The sequence below is a fragment of the Mycolicibacterium tusciae genome (genome assembly GCF_002086795.1).
GTDB classification, from domain to species: domain Bacteria; phylum Actinomycetota; class Actinomycetes; order Mycobacteriales; family Mycobacteriaceae; genus Mycobacterium; species Mycobacterium tusciae.
Genome location: NZ_MVIM01000021.1, coordinates 40,854 through 59,073 on the forward strand (window position 1 = coordinate 40,854; position 18,220 = coordinate 59,073).

An 18,220-nucleotide genomic window follows, 5' to 3' on the forward strand; every position below is an offset into this window, starting at 1 on the left:
CGCGGTGACAGAGCCGGTCAGGGGATCCGGTTGCGCGCCGGAGAGAATCGCTCGAGCTGAACGGGTGGCCCTCCGAGCGGCGGCGGAGGCAAGACGCGGGGCTGCCCGTCGGCCACCATGGTGACCGCACCGTTCTCTCGATCTATGTTCAGCGTGCCGTGCTGGAAGTTCTGCACAATCCATTGCGGCGCTTGGATCTGGCCGCTTGTGGGCAAGCCGAGTGTGCTGCGCTCGTAACCCAGCGTCGCCCAGGCGTCATAGATCGCTCCGGTCAAAGGTTGCGCTCCGGTGGCCGGTGACCAGTAGATCGCTCCCTGGGAAAAGATGACGTAGCGCGCTGGACCAGCACCGGGGGCTTCCGGCGACCTCACCGGACCCAACACACCGCTGGCGCCACCGAGCGCTTGCCATCGCGCAAAAATCGCCCCACCCCGCATCGACTCCTCCACGTCCTCTGCCGTGGGAGGCTGGTTGAAACGCGCGGCGATATCGCGGATCCGATCCAGGAACGCGTAGGCGGCGTTGCCCGGGCATGCGGTATCGCCGACATCGCGGTGAGCGAAGATGCTCGGCAGCATGCGGGTCATCCCCTGCCGGAATCGGGTGTAGGGGCCACCGGCAGATGTCAGCGCGACGGCGCCTCTGGCATCGACGCCGCCGAGCGCCAGCCGCCATCCCAGCAGCCGGCCAACCGATCGCAGCTGCGCTGGCGTCGGTACTTCTCTGCCGTAATCACCGATCAGGCAAACCGCCCACGTGTCTTTGTTGAATCCGCCGGTATGCGATCCTTCGACCGGTTTATCAAGTCCGCCGAATCTGCCTTCGAAAACTTGACCATGCTTGTCGACGAGCGCGTTGTAGGCGATGTCCGCCCAACCCATCGAGCGTGTGTGATACGCGTAGATTGACCGCACAATCGCTACCGACTCGTTGGGCGCGTAGTTGTTGCCCGTTGCGGAATGGTGGATGATCCCGGCCCGAATCGCGTTGTCGTACACCGGCGCTGCTCGCCGCAGCGACTCGTCGGCGCCCCATTGACCGCGGCTGATAATGGGTATCGGTGGTGTGGCCGTGGCCGTGTCCGCCGACAGAGGCGGCTGCGCTGGCGCGTGCGGTGTCCCGAGGAGCAGGGGCGCGGTGCTGGCTAGACCGACAACCGCCGGCGCCGCGGCCGCCAACCTCAGGACGGCCCGCCGCGAAACGGGCCGACTTGGCCCGCCCGTGCATCGATCACACACGGCGACAGGCTATCCCGTGTCAGCAAATAGACGGCTGCGACCCGCCGCGACCGAGCTCCATTCTGGCGCGAATAGAGTCGCATACCGGCCGGAAATCCGAGTCGCAACGGGCTCCCTATCGAGGGTAACGGCGATGCCGCAATGGCATTCCCCGCCACTCTGGCAGGCGATGCAAAGTATGCCGTCGGATCGCGAAAGGTGAATCCCTGCAGGGCTAATACTGTTGCGTCGTGGCGTAATGCTGGCATGAGGCCGGCAGCCGATTGATCGTCCTCAAGCTGTCAGACGCGAACCATCCCTTTGGTGCCGAAAGCGATTGGCTAAAGATTCATTAGAGTTGGGGTCGGCTAACTGCGCCGAGCACACCACGCTATACGCCCCTCCTCACGCGGTGTTCGCCGCAGGACGCACCGTTGGCCACATAGGTCAAGCGGGGGCTGCTGCTGCCGCCGGCGTCACTACCCTGGCGCCGAGCTGGGATCGCGACGGTGGTGAGCGGTTTCAAGCTGGCGATCTGGCGGGGGAGGAGTCGCGTTCCCCGCCAGATCCATGCCGCGGGGACCGGACCCCGCAATGCAATCTGGATATCGCCACGAGCCGGCGAACTGTTAGCAGCGGGAGGAAGATTGGTCTGCGGAGGGGCAGTGCAACATCGGCGAAGGCACTCATTCGCGTGCAGCGGGCGGACTTCGGAACTGTGATGCTAGATGCTGAACTGAGCGAAGACCGACTCGATTGTGCGGCAGGGTCGTCGAGGTGCGGTATATCGGCGTCATTGCCGGAGGTCGGCACCTGTACAGTACTATCCGCCGTAGTAGACAAGTAGGTAGCCCGCGAGCATGCCGAACCCACTGAGGCCCGAACACGAGTGATTGCGATAGAGGAGTATGTCTGTCCTGATTGAGAAGTCAACCGTCGCTGTCGTGCCGCAGAGGCTGCCGTGACCACCCTGGTCGCTTCCTTCCCTAGTCCGCCACAAGGGGTGTGGCATCTTGGCTCACTGCCGATCCGGGCTTACGCGATGTTCATCGTCGCCGGCATCGTCGCCGCTCTGCTGATAGGGAACCGCCGCTGGATCGCCCGGGGAGGCGAACCGGGTGTCGTCTATGACGTCGCGATATGGGCAATACCGTTTGGATTGATAGGTGGCCGGCTCTATCACGTGATCACCGACTGGCGCACCTACTTTGGTAATGACGGTCTTGGGTTGGACGCCACATTGAGAATCTGGGACGGCGGCCTAGGCATCTGGGGTGCGGTGGCCCTCGGTGGCGTCGGCGCCTGGATCGGCTGCCGACGACGCGGTATTCCGTTGCCCGCCTTCGGCGATGCCGTCGCGCCGGGCATTGTGCTGGCTCAGGCGATTGGCCGCATCGGCAACTACTTCAACCAGGAGCTGTACGGGAGGCCCACCGACCTGCCGTGGGGATTGGAGATTTACTACCGCCGTGACCCTTCGGGCGTCGTCGACGTGCATTCGGTCGACGGCGTGTCGACAGGTCAGGTCGCGCAGGTCGTGCATCCCACCTTCCTCTATGAGTCGCTGTGGAACGCCTTGGTCTTCGGCATGCTGATATGGGTCGATCGCCGATTCAGAATCGGCCATGGACGACTGTTCGCGCTTTATGTCGCAAACTACTGTGTCGGCCGGTTCTTCGTCGAGCTGATGCGCAGCGACGCGGCGACCCAAATTGCCGGCATCCGGATCAATTCAGTCACCGCCACATTGGTATTGATCGGCGCCCTCATCTACTTTTTCATCGCGCCGAAGGGTCGCGAGGAGCTCGCGATCAGTGCAACAGGCGAAGCCCAGGCGACGCAGGATGCTGCGGTCAGTCGTGACGACTCTGCCGTGCGGGCCGAGAGCGGAGTGGATTCAGGTCGCGCGGCGCCTGCGGACAAAGGGCTCGCATCAGGTGACGCGAAAACGCCCGATTACGGCCGCAACAGCCAGAGCGAGAAACCTGGTGGATAAGGGTTCCTCAGTTACTGCAGGTTGAGTAGGTGGTGGCCGGAAACTCAAGCCGGATTGTCGCGGCGGCGCCGCACGATGCGCCGCGTCTGGATGAGGGCCAGGCCGAACAGGATCAGACCGACGGCGTAGATCGTTGCGCCGCTGCCGATTTGCGTAGCGGTCGGGGGCTGTGTGCCGGCGGGCACGTAGAGCTCACGCTCGGCCGAGGTGGTTCCTTGCCATCCGGAGTCAACGGGCAGCCACGCTTCGACTGTCTCGCCGGCGCGCCCGAACTCGACGTAGAGGAACCACCGGCCCTGTTCGGGCAGGCGAATGGTGCCGGTGAACTTGCCTGTGCCGATCTCATCCAGCGGCGCGGTGAGCGTCTGGCCCCCTCGGCGAGCCACGATCCTGTCTGCCGCGAGCTGGGAGCCGGCATCAGGGGCAACCGCGTCGAGCCGCACATTCCCACGGCCATCCCCGACCACCGTCAGTTGCACTGACGTAACGGGCTGTCCCTGTCCAGGATCGTGGGCGTTGGCGGCTGGAACGGGCCCCAGCATCAACATGCTGGCACCCGCCAGTAGCGCAGCGGCGGTCGCCCAAACCGGATGTGTGCGCCACGAGGTGGCCAGCACCAGCGCGACACCCACCACGATGACTGGCGCGGCGACCACACCGACCGCGGCGGCGGGCTGGCTCGCCACGCCCAGCGCTGATGCCGTCCAGGCCAGCGCGGCGACCGCGGCACCGGTTGCCCCATAGCGTGCAACATCTCCGCGCCAGGGCAGGTCGGCCACGGCGAGCCCAACGACAGCCACCGGCAGGTCCGGTGTACTGCGGCCGATCAGAATCAGAGCCGCGACGACGATGAGCCGCATTGCGACGTAGACGGCGACACCTCGTGTAACGGCGTATGGCCGGGGAACGAGCGCACGGATGATGGCCACAGTGAGCAGGCCGGAGACCAAAACCACCGGAAGATAAAGGATCTGGCTGAACTGCGGAACGTCGGTGTCGTACTCAAGCACCGTCATCAGTGCGCTGCCGAGCACCACTGCGGACAGGGCGGCCTCGACCATCCCGCGCCGTGTCGGTCGCAGGCCGGCCAGTAGTCCGATGGCCATCGTTGTGGAGGCGAACACGACCAGCATGTGCGGCGGGCTCCACAGGACGGCGTCGCGGCCGAAGGCGTCGTGCCAGAACGCGTCCAGCGGGGCCGCGGCGAGTGTGACCGCGCCGCCCAAGCCGGCCAACAACAGGCCTGGCTGCCGCAGCGCGGCGCGGATCGAACGAGTACGCGCCAGGGCAACGAGTCCCCAGCCGAGGACCACGAGACCCACAACGGCAACGCTGCCGTACAACGCCAGGTGCGGCGGGATCAGGGCGGTGTCTCGGCCAATGTCGGTGTGCCAGGCGTCGTCCCAGTAGGTGGCGAACAACGACACAGCGCCACCAGCGGCGGCAAGCGCACCGTAGGCCGGCGAAAGTGTGATACTCGGCGAGTTCACATCTGAGACTAGCATGTCTCAACTATGATGTTCGTGTGGCTCAGAGTCAAGAGAGGCCCGGAAACTCCGCCGAGGTTGATCCTCGGCTTATCGATGCGACTGCCGCGGCGATCGCTCGATGGGGTCTGACAGAGACGACGCGAGAGCGGATCGCGGCCGAGGCCGGCATGTCGCGGGCGACGATCTACCGTCGTGACGTCACACGCGATCAGCTCGTCGCGGCACTGACTGCACGCGCCGCGCAGACGTTTCGCAACGCGATATGGCCAGCGATCACGGGACGCGGAACCGCGGCAGAACGGCTAGAGGCCGCACTCGAGGCGATGTGCGCGGCCGCCGACGAATACCTTCCCCTGCTCGCGGGAATGTTCCTCGCGCACGGCGAGGTTTTCCACCGGCCCGGCCCCGACGCACTGACCGTCGACGTCTTCGCCGAACCATTCGAACGCCTACTCATCGACGGCGCCGCGGACGGAACCGTGCGGCGCGTGCCCGAGACCGTGACCGCGACCGTCCTGTTCAACATGGTCGGCTGGGGCTACATCCACCTGCGCGCTAGTCACCACTGGGACGCGGAAGCCGCCCGCCGCAGCGTCATTGGACTAGCGCTCCATGGGCTGATCACGAAGGTGAGCTGACTCGGTTCCGCGTCTCGACCGGGCCTGTGAAAATCATCATCAACTTTCGATAATCCGCGTCACATACGGCGTCATTCCACCGGTTCGTACCGGTGAGACCTTGATCGGTACACCGCTTTGCTGGGCTTCAAGCATTTGGCCGCCGCCCGGGTAGAGGGCTTCGTGTTGGCTGCCGCCGGGACCCCAGAACAGCAGGTCGCCGCGCTTGGCCTGTGAGGGCGGTATTTGGCGCCCCGCGGTGTACTGGTCCCCGGAGAACCGCGGGAGCATTACACCGACGCCGGCGAACGCGTAGCGCGTAAGGCCCGAGCAGTCGAAGCCCACCGTGTCAGCGCCGCCGTCGACGCCGCGGCTCGGACCTGTCAGGCTGCCACCGCCCCAGGAGTACGGCACACCTATCTGGGAGCCGGCGCGACGGATCACGTACTCGATCGCCTGCCTGCCGTACACGCGGCGTCCGGGAGCCACAGTCGTTGGACTACCCCCGATGCCGAGGCTACTGAGGAACTTTCGACCTAGGTCCAGCGTGGTCTGAGTGGCTACATTCGTCGCTTGCAGCGAGGCATTCGCGATCGAGACGGGATCGCCTGGTGCGCCAGCGCTAAGGACTTTGCAATGTCGGATCCCACAGACCCTCGTCGGCGACGGCCCGCGGGGGCACGGTGAGGCCGAGCAGCAGCCCCAACAAGACCAAGAATGACTCCCAACCGGGACAAAATTGTGCCCACCCGTCAGCAATAGTTTGCAGTCGTCGACGTACGTAATAAGTACGTATAAATTCACCGTAAGTCACTTCAGCCCCACAAGCAACAATCACCACAAATTACACTCCTGTAACTTTGAATAACAGCTCTTTTGCGCGGCTGCACCCCTCTATGTGATCAAGCCCAATGGCAGCCAAAGAGCGCGAAGACACTGCCACCGTTTTGCGCAGCTAAAAGCGCGTAAGGGTTAGCGCGAAGTACGTGGGTTACGTCGCGGAGCCGCGCATGTCGCTGCTCGGCAAATCGATTGAATCGCCAGACGAGACGAGGCGGGCGGCGATGTCGCCAGTCGGAAGTGAACGGGATGGAGCAGCGCATGTCGACGTTCGCCCGAGCCATCACGGCGGAGGCTGTGTCTGCGAAGGAGTATCGGTCTGCAGGGCACGTCCCTGATAGCGGATACCGTTGTGGATTGTGGTCCAGTCCGTCCTTTGTCTGCTGAGTGTTTAGTACCTTTGCAGCGAGACAACACCCGACGGCGCCCTCGCGACCCGCAGATAGCTTTCGACGCGCGATATTGGAGACGTACAGAATGGGTAGTTCGCCACCCACACCCCGCAAGAACCGGAGGCGTGCGTGGTTGATTGCGGCCGGGGCGGGTTGCGTAGTGATCCTGTCCATAATCGCCGTCGCGACACGCGGTTTCGGCCTCGTAGACTCTACGGACCGTGCCTCGAACGAACGTACGGCGCAGGACCGCTGCGAATCTGACGTGCTTAAGCGGCTGGCCTCACCCTCAACGGGAAAACTGTCAAACGTCGAGGTGGCAAGTACGGTCCTAGACCCTGACAGCAAGGATCTATTCTCACTACTCGACGACCCACTCAAAGGGGTCGACCACTCCCGCATCACGGTACTGAACGTCTCTGGTGTCGTGGATGTCAAAGGCGACGCGTTTGGGGCGACGATCCGTGATCCCTTCAGTTGTCGTGCCTACCTCATCGACGGCAACCTGGCCAACACCCTCGTTCTTTTCGACCACGACCATTAGTCCCTAGGCACATGACCGAAAGTGCGCTCCGTCGCTTACGGTGCAAGGCTCTGCAAGGTGAGATCCTCATTTGCAATGGCGCAAGGTGGCGGATCCGCCATCTGGATGAGAATCGATAACTTAACGCCCGCCGAGGGAATCTCGTGCAGCTGGCATTCGGCTTGAGTTCCGTCAACACCGTCTCGGCAGCGACAAGGTACGAGAGTCTCGGATCTTCAGCGCAGCGTTAGCTGCAGCAGTTCGGGTCCAACACGGCGCACAGCGCACCGACTGCATCGCGGTGTGGCCGGTGGTAGACATTCATCCCGCGGCGCTGGGACTCCACGAGCCCGGCGCGCCGGAGCTGGCTGAGATGGTGGCTGACTGTGGACTCGGTCAAGCCCAAGACCGTCGCGAGGTCGCTACTGTTCTCCTCACCCGAGGACGAGCTGAACAGATACGACATGATTTTCACGCGGGCTGGATCGGCGAGCGCTTTGAGGCGGAGTGCCACCTGGAGGGCGTCGTCATCGCTCATTGGGCCAGCGGCGACGGGCGCACAGCACACCGGCGCGGACATGTCGATCACCGGCAAGGTCTTGGGCACAACGTCCATGTTGCCGAAGACATTGACATAAGTCAAAGAGGTATGCACTATGGGGACAGTCAGCTACTTCGATATAAGTCACATATCTAGGAGGGTGTCCCATGTCTCGTGTACAGCTCGCACTCAACGTCGATGACCTCGGCCAGGCCGTCACTTTCTACTCCAAGTTGTTCAACACGCCACCCAACAAGGTCAAAGAGGGCTATGCCAACTTCGCCGTCACTGAACCGCCGTTGAAGTTGGTGCTCCTGGAAAACCCCGGCAAGGGCGGCACGATCAACCACCTCGGTGTCGAGGTTGAGTCCAGCGACACCGTGCACGCCGAGATCGCACGGCTCACCGACGAGGGCCTGTTCACCGACGAAGAGATCGGCACTACTTGTTGCTTTGCCACCCAGGACAAGGTGTGGGTCACCGGTCCAGCGGGTGAGAAGTGGGAGGTCTACACCGTGCTCGCCGACTCCGGCACCTTCGGCACCAGCCCACAGCACCTCGTCGAGGACGGCAATTCCGAGGGTGGCGTCTGCTGCGGAGGTACCGCGTCTGACGACGCCAAGGTGGCTGCAGAATCATCCTGCTGCTGAACCCGCCTCGCATCAGGTGCATGATCGAGGAATGGCGGACGAGCATGGAAAGGTCGATCGTGCCGACATCGCCGCGGACTTGGAGCGGGCACGCATTGAGTTCCAGCGGCTACTCGCCGCAGCCGGGCCAGAGGATTGGTGTAGCCCAACTTCCGGAACACGTTGGACCAATGAGCAACTGCTGTTACACATGGTGTTCGGCTATATGGTCGTGCAGCGGCTACTTATTCTCGTGCGGATCTTCAGTCGCTTGCCCGATCCAGTGAGCCGCGCCTTCGCCAACATTCTTGACGCCGCGACTAGGCCGTTCCATCTCATTAACTACTACGGCTCGTGCGCGGCGGCGACGGTCTACAACCGGCGCAGGATGGGCGCAAGACTCGACCGTGTAATCGGCTCGCTGCAACGTAGGCTCGCCCGCGAGAATGATGCCGACTTCGCTCGGGGTATGCACTACCCGACCAACTGGGACCCGTTCTTCGAAGATTTCATGACGTTGGAGGATCTGTACCGCTACCCCGGACGGCACTTCGCCTTCCACGCTCACCAGCTCACGCTCACCGCAACACAGTGACACTCGGAGCATGTTCACCGCCTGTTCGCTTGCGGCTTGATTCGATGTTTGTCAATATCGATGGATGTCGAAGTCAGGCCAGCAGCTCACCGACGCCACGGGCTGCGTCATCGCCCCCCCGGCCCGACAACCCGTGTCCCCGGAAGCTGCGACCGAGCTGGCGATCAAGCTCAAGGCGCTGTCTGACCCAGTCAGGCTTCGGCTGCTCAGCGTGGTCGCCAGCCATGCCGGTGGCGAGGCGTGTGTGTGCGAGCTCTCTGCTGGGATCGACCTGACCCAGCCCACCATCTCCCATCATCTGAAGATCCTGCGCACCGCCGGGCTTCTCGACAGCGAACGGCGCGGCTCATGGGTCTACTACCGCGTTGTCACTGATGCGCTGCAACAGCTTTCGTTGCTCCTCGAAATCGACACCCTGCGGATGAGCAGCTCATGATTCATCCGGTTGCTTTGCCTCGACGGCTGCTCGCCGAGTTCACCGGCACCGCACTGCTCGTCACGGTCGTCGTCGGCTCCGGCATTGCGGCCCAGCAGCTCTCGCCCGACGACGTCGGTCTGCAACTCTTAGAGAACTCGACCGCCACCGTGCTCGGGTTGGCCGTACTGATCCTGTTGTTCGGCCCGGTGTCCGGGGCGCACTTCAACCCCGTGGTGTCGGCGGCGGACTGGCTGCTGGGACGCCGTGCCGGGACCGGCATCAGTGCCAGCCACGTGGCCTCCTACACGGTCGCTCAGACCCTCGGCGGCATCCTCGGCGCAGTCCTGGCCAACGTCATGTTCGACCGCCAAGTGATCGAGATCGCCACCAAGAACCGCATCACCACTGGCCACCTCGTCGGCGAGATCGTCGCCACCGCAGGACTGATCGCCCTGATCTTCGCTTTGGCGCGCACCGGGCGGGCGGCGCTGTCCGCCGCCGCCGTCGGCGCATACATCGGCGCGGCCTACTGGTTCACCAGCAGCACGTCGTTCGCCAACCCCGCCGTCACTGTCGGGCGAATGTTCTCCGACACCTTCGCCGGCATCGCCCCCGGTTCCGCGCCCGGCTTCATCGCCGCCCAGATCCTCGGCGCACTCATCGGACTGGCGCTGGTGGCCGCCCTCTACCCGGACGCCGCCGCCACCGCCGACAACATCGTCGTCCCGCACAACACCGAAACCCATCACGCCGATCAACGGAGTTCGACATGACCGACAGCCCCGTACCACTGGCCACCCACCACCACGCAGATCTGTCCATCGACCAGCGTCTCGCGCTGCGGACCGCCGCCACCCGACTCCACGACGAGTTCGGCGAGCACTTCGGCGTCGAGACCATTCAGCGGTTCCTGCACACCTCCTACGACCAATTCGCCGGGCGCGCCACCGTTCCCAACTTCCTGCCGCTGCTGGCCGAACGATGGGCACGCCAACGCCTCACCGCCCTCGCTCGGGTCGAGGGCAAGATCACCGACACCAAGCCCACCGTGCTGTTCCTGTGCACCCACAACGCAGGCCGCTCCCAGATGGCCCTCGGGTACTTCAACCACCTCGCCGGCGACGCAGGCGTCGCCTGGTCGGGTGGGTCCGAACCCGGCAACGAGATCAACCCGTCGGCCGTGCAGGCGATGGCCGAGGCCGGCATCGACATCACCCGCGAGTTCCCCAAACCCTGGACCGACGAAATCGTCCAGGCCGCCGACGTCGTCGTCACCATGGGCTGCGGTGATGCCTGCCCCATCTTCCCCGGAAAGCGTTACGAAGAATGGGTACTGACCGACCCGCCGGCCAGACCGTCGACGCCGTACGTCCGATCCGCGACGATATTGAGGAGCGCGTCCGTCGTCTGCTGACCGAGCTCGGCATCACCCCCGTCGCCTGACCGATAGAACATCATGACCGAAACCCCCACGCCCTCTGTGCTATTCGTCTGTGTGAAGAACGGCGGCAAGTCGCAAATGGCCGCAGGCCTCATGCGTGAAATCGCAGGCGACGCCGTGCAGGTGTATTCGGCGGGCACCAAGCCCGGCAGTGCCATCAACGAGCTCTCCGCCCAGGCGCTCGCGGAGGTCGGCATCGACATCAGCAAGGAGACACCCAAGCCCATCGACATCCAGCTCCTGCGCGACGTCGACATCGTGGTCACCTTGGGTCGCGAGGCCCACGTCGAGCCGGTCGACGGCACCAGTTTCGAGAACTGGGAGACCGATGAACCCTTCGAGCGTGGCGTCGACGGCATCGAACGGATGCGACTGGTCCGCGACGACATCACAGAACGAGTCGCCGATCTCCTCAAACGCATAGAGACCCTGATGTCCTAGTTCTGGTCTTGCATAGTGGCGTGCCGCGCACAGGTGATGAGGTGGCGGCCTTGACCCGGTAGTTGGGTACAGGGTTCATGCTGGTGGGGTGAGAACCAGCGAGGTCGCTACGCAGGCGCAGGTCAACACCCAAACGTTGCGGTACTACGAACGCCGGGGACTGCTGCCCGAACCCGAGCGGACTCGCTCCGGGTACCGCGCCTACACCGCGGACGCGGTGCGGGTAGTGCGCTTCATCAAGCGTGCCCAACAACTCGGCTTCACCCTCGATGACATCGAGGACCTGTTGCACCTGGCCCACGGCGGATCCGCGTCGTGCGAGGAGACGCGGGCCATGGCCCGCACCCGTATCACCGATCTGCAACGGCGCATCGACGAACTTGTTGGCATGCGCGATGCACTGGCCCGCCTCATCGACACCTGCGGTCAGCCCCGAGCCGAACGGAACTGCCCGATCCTGCTGGACATCGAAACCGCCGCCGCGCAACGCTAACCGCACTGGAGTGATCACCATGCGTGTTGAAGTTCTCACCTCACCCGGATGCCCCAACGCCGCCGCCGCCAAAGAAACGGTCGCGGCCTGCCTGGCCACCCTCGCCCTCGACCTGCCGATCATCGAGCGCGTCGGGCGCTATCCCTCACCGACCATCCTCGTTGACGGCATCGACGTGATGCGCCCCGAGGACGGCGAGCCGACCGGCGACGCCTGCCGACTAGACCTGCCCACACCTCGACGTGTGCTCGACGCGCTGCGAGGTCACCGAAGCAGTCCTGTCCAACCGCCGCCACCTTCAACGGAGTAACCGATGCCCGACCAGTCCGAGACCCCCCAGTCAGTCGCCGCCTCGGTCGAACAGCTGCCGCCCGCGATCCGCGAACTCCACCGAGCCGTGCTGCGCGGCTTCCGCGACAGCGCACAGGTCCATCGCGACGACCTGAACCCGACCGCTGCCGCCCTCGGCGTCGACCTCGACGATGCGCTGCAGCAACTCGGCAGCGCCGACCTCGTCCACACCGCACCCGACGGACAGATCGACATCGCCTACCCCTTCGCGCGACGACCCACCCGCCACAGCGTCCACCTCACCGGCCACCCGCCGGCCGCAGCAATGTGCGCGATCGACGCGCTCGGCATCCCGTTGATGACCGGCACCGAAGGCGTCATCGACTCCACGGACCCGACCACCGGGACACCCATCCGGGTCCACCTCCGCGATCACGAATGGACCTGGCATCCCGCCACCACCGTCGTCGTAATCGCCCACACCGACTGCTGCGGAACCCTGGCCGATACCCTCTGCGGTTCGATCAACTTTCACGCTGACCAGAACCACGCGCAGTCCTACCTCGACAACCACCCCGAACTGCATGGCCACATCGTCGACCAGGCCGACGCCATCGCCTTGGCCGACAGCGCCTTCCGACACTTACTCGCCAGCTGACGAACCATCCGACACCCGTCCCATCTCGTCGCCGTCTCGACGTAGGTACACACCACAATCGAGCCGTCTCGTTGCCCCTGAGCGAACCAGCGTCAGAAGGCGGTGTCACTCCTCATGATGATCATCACCGTCAGTGTCGTGTGCCGGATCCGTTGCGGGAGGCGGAGCTTCGACAGGAGCCGGAGCCGCGGGTGGGCGGATCACCTCCGCAATCGGCTCCGGATGATTTTGGTGGCCATTTTCGTGTCCGATGCCCGGCTTGTGGTGTTCGGCTTCTGCGCCGGCCGGCGCATGGTGGCCGTGCTGCAGACCCGAAGCCACTCCTACCGTTGCCGCTGCAGCGATCACGGAGCCGGCGCCGAGGAGCACAATCACGTTCGAAAACGCTGATATCTGCTCGGGTTGACGGCCTCGGTACCACACCCAGCCAGCTCCCATCACGACGTAGACCTCGAGCAGCAGTGCGCAGAGGCCGGCGGCTTGTACCAACTCGGGTTCTCCGGCGTTTGGACCGAACGGCGCCCCCGCGGTCCGAGACAGGGCCCAAAGCGCGGCGGCACCGACATTGGCCGCGATCCCAGCGGCGAGCACTGCCGTCGTCGGCCGAGCCAGCACCACTCGCGCCCAAATCAGTTGAAACAGCGCGATTGAGACAAAAAACAGCCCTGCCGGCATCCACTCTTGCCAGTGTGTCGGCACGACGGCGAAGTGAATAACCGCTGCGCCGAGTGAAGCGATCGCCGCGAGACGAGCAGCCAGTCTGCTGTCGGTCTTCTTCGCTGCTCTCGGTGCCATCCGTCCGATGATGACATGGCCCGTTCAAGCCTTGATGAACTGACATCACATCTCAATCGCACTGAGATTTCCCCGTCACCGTCTCTCGCTTACCAAATGGGGCACGCACCGCGTTGGAAATTGTCACAGAGACGAACTGAGTGCGGCGGGTCTGGCGCTGCGCCCGATATTGCGTCGTTGCGTCAAGGCAAGGCAAGGCAGTCGGGTGTTATCGGATGTTGTACTAGCGGGATGTTGGTAGTGGCAGCGTCGGCTGTGCAGTGCCGCGCGATCTGGGTAAGTCGAAAACTTTGGATCGTCTGCGCCGGCTTTAAGGCTGACGTGGTTTTTGCGGGTGAAAATGCGGTGGTGGACCAAGCTATGGGAATGGTTCAATCCCAGTATCGCGCACCATGTTTGACGCAGGTGAGAATCTATTTCTTAGACCGGAATAGGCCAGCATGAATTGCATGTGAACTGGTCATGCAGGGCGCTAGCAACCCACCTGAGAGGTACGTAGCCGTGACCACCACACCTATCGCCCCGAGCTGGGCGTCGGGCGCCGGGCCCGCGAGTACGAGGCGCGCGCTGTCCGCTGCCCCAATTTGAAACGCCGCACCCGGGCAGGCGTGCGAGGGCCCGCTCAACGGGTTTCATCTGAATACGACCCACCGATACCGCATGACGGTCGCCCAGGAGCGGAGAGCTTTGCCGGGTTGCTCATCGAGAGCGCGGAATTGGTGCGCTCGACATCCAGGCCGGCGCGGATACCGCCTCGACTGCTTACCCCACTCGGCCCGCCACTCCACTCTTCGGTTGGGGTCAAACTCGTCCGGGCGGCGCTTAGGTGCTAGCCCATCCAGTCGTCGGCGATGTCGAAGGGCTGAGTCCAGCTCTTTAGCGTGGCGGCGATGTCCTGCACGCCCTTCTGGCCTTCAGCGACATCAACGACCAGGGCAACGATGTCGCCCTGATCGGTGGAAATCGTGTAGCCATTGAACATGTAGAATATCGCCGTTGACGCCCAAGCCGTGCGCTTGTTCCCGTCCACAAACGGATGATTCCGCGCTAATGCGTGCAGCAGTGCAGCAGCCTTCTCGTGCACAGTCGGGTAGGCATCCTCGCCGAATGCGCTCGACTGAGGCCGTATGGCAGCGGCTTCGAGCAGACCAAAGTCGCGGAGCTTATCCGGTCCCACGAAGTGGGCATTTACGTCTTGGATCTCATCTGTAGTCAGGAACGTTGTCATCGCGTTTCTTCGGGTTAGACGAGGATCTGCAGGTCACAGATCCTTAAGCTTGTCGAGCGCAATCGCGTGTTGATCAAGCACCTTCTCGAACGCGGCGCGTACTACGTCGGTGCGGCCGTGAACTTTCAGGTATTCGACAAGCGCACGCTTTATCACTTCGTTCCCGGAGGTCTCCGTGACAAACGCGTAGTTCTTTAGAGCGTCTGCAAGCTCTACAGGCAGACGCAGAGTTACCCCTACTGTCCTCTGGTCTTGATCGGTCATGGCTGAATCTCTCGGTGTGTGTGTCGGTGTGTGTGTCGGTGTGTGTGTCGGTGTGTGTGTCGATGTCGGTGTGCGTTGTTGGATGACACCATGATGTCATGGTGTGTCCTACATTGTCCACCGTCATCATTATTGACACGGCGCAGGTCAGAGGCGGTTTCCGCAACACATCGGTATAGACATACAGCTCAGCCGTACCTACGGCACCATGTCGGTGCCGATCGCTACAGTTCCCGCTCTAGGTAATGCAGCGCCCGAAGCCGTCGTGCCCATAAGGAAGTTGGACCAGGAACTGGGGAAGCGCGCGCATGAGCAACGGGAGCGCGCCACCTATCAAGCGAGGGGGAAACGATGTACCTGCACAGTCGAACAAGGCGGTGGCTCAGCGTCCTGCGAAAGGCGGAGGTCAATACACGTCTTGCCGTCGATCAAATTCGTCAGTTGGCTGAAGCACGGAAGCAGTACGGCGATCGCGTCCGCGCCCTCAATGAACAAGACAAGCGTGTGCTCATCCTTGAAGCGAGCGACTCCATCGCCTTGACCCTTGAGAGTCAGCCGCCGGCGCCTGGCTCATGGCTCGCCGAAACCCTCCACGCCGTCATCGATGCATACGGCGGCTTGTCTTATGGCGACGACTTTATCGGCAGCATTGATAATCTGCGGGTCGCTATAGAGGCCGCGATACCGCCGTTAGCCGAGCGCGTCACGGAACCTGACACCTCGATCGACGATCTTGTCTCTGAACTTGAGCGCGCAATGCTCGTGTCCCTCTTGGTGACCCTGACGTCGCATAACGTGCTCGTCGAAAAGGTGAGCGATTGGGAGCAGCCACACCGAAGATTTATGCAAGGAGGGAATGTTCCCGGCGATGTCGGCCACTACTTCGAGGTCAGGACCTTCACCTATGTCGACGGTCCAGGCAGTGGACTTGTCCATATGCAAGAACTCATCTCGGCAATAGATGCAGGCACCCTAATGTGGGTAGGAGGTACGGGCCGTGAGGAGCTCGACAACTACCCTGAAGTACAAGCAGTGGCGTACGCACAGTGGTTCACCTATGTGTTCGCACTTTGGGAAGAGCAATTTCGAGGCCGAATCGCGGCCTGCTTCAATCAGATCGGTGAAGCGCGGATTCGCGGAAGCGACATACTGATCGACTACTTCGGCGACATCCGCTTGATCCGTAATGACTTCGTGCACAACAAAGGCATCTGTAAAGAATCCGCGAACCTTAGGTTCCTTGATTGGGGACTAGTTCGCGGTCAACCAATCGAAATCAACGCCGCACAGATGATGTCCCTGATCGAACTATTTCCTCGCAACGAACTCCGCACTGCGCCGACACCGCAACCCCCAGGAGACGCCCAACGAGTGCCCGGCAAAGTTCACCCGCAGCTTCTTGAGGATGTACAGGAAAGGGCGCAAGACCTGGGGCTCAACGACCACCAGTTGCTCGACGCGGCGTTGAGAGTATGGCTAGCCTAGCTGCGAACCCCCGGGCCTAGCGCCGATGCACAACGGAGACACCCGATTCCGCGACTAGACCTGTGGCGGTCGATGGTGTTCGACCCACAGCCTGACACTCGGCGGCATGTCCCACCATCGGCCACCGTAGTTAATTGCCGACTGCTGGATTGCGATCTCGTACATCCTGAAGATGGCTTCGGCGATTGCGGTGTCGTCCGCATCGGGAAAAAGATGTGTCCTAACTTCTGGGTTGGCGACTATGAGTTGGGCCATCGGCTTGGCGCGTTCTTCATCGAACGCCGCCGACGACGGGTATCCGGAGCCATGTCCTGTACCCATCGCGGCAACGACGAAACAATACGCGATGTCGAACTCGCACAACGAGTTAAGGGCGACATCGCTGCCGGTGATCTCCTCAGCGGGTACCTGCGTATCTGCAAGATCCGGCCGCATGGCCGGATGCTCAACCATGAGTTCACGTGCCGCAGAGATAATGAATCCGCCACGGGGATCCTCGGTGAGGTTGGCTCGCGAGGCAAGAGTCTGACCATGCCGAATCCACGACGACCAGACGTAATCGTCGCCATAGGTTTCAGACGGAACGGGGCGCAGCGTCAACGAGGTAATCGTGTCCCACGCCTCCAATCGAACCGCAAGACCACCGACCACGTAGAGACGCTCCACAACGGCAAGGCGTTTGCGGTTCGCATCGTCGTCGAGATCGAGCTTCTTGTACACGCCGAGAAGTTTCTCGATCGCATCATCGACGAGATCGGAGCGTTCGAAGTAGAGGCATTGGGCGCAATAGACCGTCCACTTATTGAGTGCATGGTTGAAGTCCTCAAGGTCGCTCGATCCAATGGGACCGCATAGGGCCCGCATGAACTGGCGGAGGCGAACTTCGTCGTCGGACTCCAGGAGCGTGGCTATCGCGCCCGCAAACGTCGGTTCATCCATCTCCATTAAGAGCGGCACATCGATTGCATTGCCCGAAGATGACGACGCTTGCGCGGCGACAAACTGGCTCAACACGGTCTGCGCAGCCGCAGCACCCTCGTCGCGATGCTGCTTCGCGAAGTCGGACAAGATGTCCTGCCAGTGCGCGTAGCGGATGGGCACGTTTTCGGGGCCCTCTCGGACGAAGATTTCACCCTTACGAAAGACGGTTTGCATCTTCCCGTTTGCGTCGGCGTATTGGCCATCCTTGCTGAACGGGACTGGCAGACCGCGGTTTTGAATGTAGACCACCGCGATTTCGTTGCCAGCTTGCTCCTGCACCTGCACGAGGACGTGTACATCGGCCTCGACGTACCCGCGGATCAGGGCGCCGATCCGAGACCCGTCGAACCGGCTCCGGTCCGGGATGGTCCCGACAGGCATACAGGGGTTGCCGGAGTCGTCAACGCCGATCAAGATGTAGCCACCTGGCGGGCGGTTCGACATCGTCACCGCATCCTTGACGAACTTCAACTTGTCCTCGTTGTCGGCCAGGTTGACCTTGGCCTTCAAGTCAAGATGGGTTTCTTCTGGGTTGCCCAGAAGCTCGCGTAGCTTCTCGGGATCAGTCCGTCCGTCCGGAACGATCAACGGCCTACACCAGCCTCATGTCGTGTTAGCGGTCGGCTTCGGATGAAACGCTACCCGTCATGCGCTGACGTACCGCTCTGGTCGAATGGTCCAGATGAACACCGTCGACACGGACAGGTGAGTGCCGCGGCCTTCTCTCGCCGGGCAGCAGTACATCGCTCGACAACGTGTCAACTCCGCAACGGCGCGTGACACACCGACGACCGCAGAGCACGACCAACCACAGAGGCTCTGATCTGCGCTTTGCAACGAAGATTAACAAGCCGCCGCGACACGCCGAAGTTCTGTCAAAGTAGT

At 62.7% G+C, this 18,220-nt stretch carries 18 protein-coding genes and 3 pseudogenes; 13 read left to right on the forward strand and 8 right to left on the reverse strand.

Annotated features, from left to right (window positions below; all coding sequences use genetic code 11):
* Positions 1-17 precede the first annotated feature (17 nt).
* Positions 18-998, reverse strand: coding sequence for an N-acetylmuramoyl-L-alanine amidase (locus tag BST47_RS26600; protein ID WP_420094066.1), 981 nt, complete (start codon positions 996-998; stop codon positions 18-20).
* A gap of 1,180 nt (positions 999-2,178) precedes the next feature.
* Between BST47_RS26600 and lgt the strand changes: the two are divergent.
* Positions 2,179-3,204, forward strand: a pseudogene (gene lgt, locus BST47_RS26605) (prolipoprotein diacylglyceryl transferase); the annotation flags it as partial.
* A gap of 53 nt (positions 3,205-3,257) precedes the next feature.
* Here lgt and BST47_RS26610 read toward each other — a convergent pair.
* Positions 3,258-4,718: a hypothetical protein gene (locus tag BST47_RS26610; protein WP_083128837.1), complete on the reverse strand. Its 1,461-nt coding sequence runs from the start codon at positions 4,716-4,718 to the stop codon at positions 3,258-3,260.
* A gap of 20 nt (positions 4,719-4,738) precedes the next feature.
* Here BST47_RS26610 and BST47_RS26615 point away from each other — a divergent pair, with 20 nt between their 5' ends.
* Positions 4,739-5,341 (forward strand): TetR/AcrR family transcriptional regulator, encoded by a 603-nt coding sequence (locus BST47_RS26615; RefSeq protein ID WP_083128838.1) that lies wholly within the window; start codon positions 4,739-4,741, stop codon positions 5,339-5,341.
* A 39-nt stretch (positions 5,342-5,380) separates the two neighbouring features.
* On the opposite strand, the pseudogene ripB reads toward BST47_RS26615, so the two are convergent.
* Positions 5,381-6,035 (reverse strand): annotated as a pseudogene (ripB, locus tag BST47_RS26620) (NlpC/P60 family peptidoglycan endopeptidase RipB).
* 677 nt (positions 6,036-6,712) lie between these two features.
* On the opposite strand from ripB, the gene BST47_RS26625 reads away from it, so the two are divergent.
* Complete coding sequence (locus BST47_RS26625; protein ID WP_234809884.1) at positions 6,713-7,096, forward strand: hypothetical protein; 384 nt, start codon at positions 6,713-6,715, stop codon at positions 7,094-7,096.
* Positions 7,097-7,322: 226 nt separating this feature from the next.
* On the opposite strand, the gene BST47_RS26630 is transcribed toward BST47_RS26625, so the two are convergent.
* On the reverse strand, positions 7,323-7,682 hold the full coding sequence (locus BST47_RS26630) for an Rv2640c family ArsR-like transcriptional regulator (RefSeq protein WP_041303438.1): 360 nt from the start codon (positions 7,680-7,682) through the stop codon (positions 7,323-7,325).
* Between the two features lie 101 nt (positions 7,683-7,783).
* On the opposite strand from BST47_RS26630, the gene BST47_RS26635 reads away from it, so the two are divergent.
* From BST47_RS26635 to BST47_RS26675, 9 genes and pseudogenes are all read left to right on the forward strand, one after another.
* On the forward strand, positions 7,784-8,266 hold the full coding sequence (locus tag BST47_RS26635) for an ArsI/CadI family heavy metal resistance metalloenzyme (RefSeq protein WP_014211233.1): 483 nt from the start codon (positions 7,784-7,786) through the stop codon (positions 8,264-8,266).
* A 31-nt stretch (positions 8,267-8,297) separates the two neighbouring features.
* Complete coding sequence (locus tag BST47_RS26640; RefSeq protein WP_014211234.1) at positions 8,298-8,840, forward strand: DinB family protein; 543 nt, start codon at positions 8,298-8,300, stop codon at positions 8,838-8,840.
* A gap of 64 nt (positions 8,841-8,904) precedes the next feature.
* The gene (locus BST47_RS26645; protein ID WP_083128839.1) at positions 8,905-9,276 is read left to right on the forward strand and encodes an ArsR/SmtB family transcription factor; all 372 of its coding nucleotides are present in this window, start codon (positions 8,905-8,907) and stop codon (positions 9,274-9,276) included.
* On the forward strand, positions 9,273-10,031 hold the full coding sequence (locus BST47_RS26650) for an aquaporin (protein WP_083128840.1): 759 nt from the start codon (positions 9,273-9,275) through the stop codon (positions 10,029-10,031). Before BST47_RS26645 ends, BST47_RS26650 begins: the two co-directional genes overlap by 4 nt.
* Positions 10,028-10,701: pseudogene (locus BST47_RS26655) on the forward strand (arsenate reductase ArsC). Before BST47_RS26650 ends, BST47_RS26655 begins: the two are co-directional and overlap by 4 nt.
* A 13-nt stretch (positions 10,702-10,714) precedes the next feature.
* Entirely contained in the window at positions 10,715-11,140 is a 426-nt protein-coding gene (locus BST47_RS26660; RefSeq protein ID WP_207568706.1) for an arsenate-mycothiol transferase ArsC, read from the forward strand.
* An 88-nt stretch (positions 11,141-11,228) separates the two neighbouring features.
* A complete protein-coding gene (locus BST47_RS26665; protein ID WP_014211239.1) occupies positions 11,229-11,633 on the forward strand; it encodes a heavy metal-responsive transcriptional regulator in 405 nt (134 codons plus the stop codon).
* Positions 11,634-11,652: 19 nt separating this feature from the next.
* On the forward strand, positions 11,653-11,943 hold the full coding sequence (locus BST47_RS26670) for a hypothetical protein (protein ID WP_014211240.1): 291 nt from the start codon (positions 11,653-11,655) through the stop codon (positions 11,941-11,943).
* Between the two features lie 3 nt (positions 11,944-11,946).
* Positions 11,947-12,582 carry an alkylmercury lyase family protein gene (locus BST47_RS26675; RefSeq protein WP_014211241.1) on the forward strand — a complete coding sequence of 212 codons (636 nt, stop codon included), beginning with the start codon at positions 11,947-11,949 and terminating at the stop codon, positions 12,580-12,582.
* A gap of 105 nt (positions 12,583-12,687) precedes the next feature.
* On the opposite strand, the gene BST47_RS26680 is transcribed toward BST47_RS26675, so the two are convergent.
* From BST47_RS26680 to BST47_RS26690, 3 genes are all read right to left on the reverse strand, one after another.
* On the reverse strand, positions 12,688-13,377 hold the full coding sequence (locus tag BST47_RS26680; protein WP_014211242.1) for a hypothetical protein: 690 nt from the start codon (positions 13,375-13,377) through the stop codon (positions 12,688-12,690).
* A gap of 829 nt (positions 13,378-14,206) precedes the next feature.
* On the reverse strand, positions 14,207-14,605 hold the full coding sequence (locus BST47_RS26685; protein ID WP_014211243.1) for a type II toxin-antitoxin system death-on-curing family toxin: 399 nt from the start codon (positions 14,603-14,605) through the stop codon (positions 14,207-14,209).
* A gap of 33 nt (positions 14,606-14,638) precedes the next feature.
* The gene (locus BST47_RS26690; RefSeq protein ID WP_014211244.1) at positions 14,639-14,869 is read right to left on the reverse strand and encodes a ribbon-helix-helix domain-containing protein; all 231 of its coding nucleotides are present in this window, start codon (positions 14,867-14,869) and stop codon (positions 14,639-14,641) included.
* A gap of 351 nt (positions 14,870-15,220) precedes the next feature.
* Between BST47_RS26690 and BST47_RS31345 the strand changes: the two genes are divergently transcribed.
* Positions 15,221-16,354: a hypothetical protein gene (locus BST47_RS31345; protein ID WP_014211245.1), complete on the forward strand. Its 1,134-nt coding sequence runs from the start codon at positions 15,221-15,223 to the stop codon at positions 16,352-16,354.
* Between the two features lie 54 nt (positions 16,355-16,408).
* On the opposite strand, the gene BST47_RS26700 is transcribed toward BST47_RS31345, so the two are convergent.
* The gene (locus BST47_RS26700; RefSeq protein ID WP_014211246.1) at positions 16,409-17,923 is read right to left on the reverse strand and encodes an AlbA family DNA-binding domain-containing protein; all 1,515 of its coding nucleotides are present in this window, start codon (positions 17,921-17,923) and stop codon (positions 16,409-16,411) included.
* Positions 17,924-18,220 lie beyond the last annotated feature (297 nt).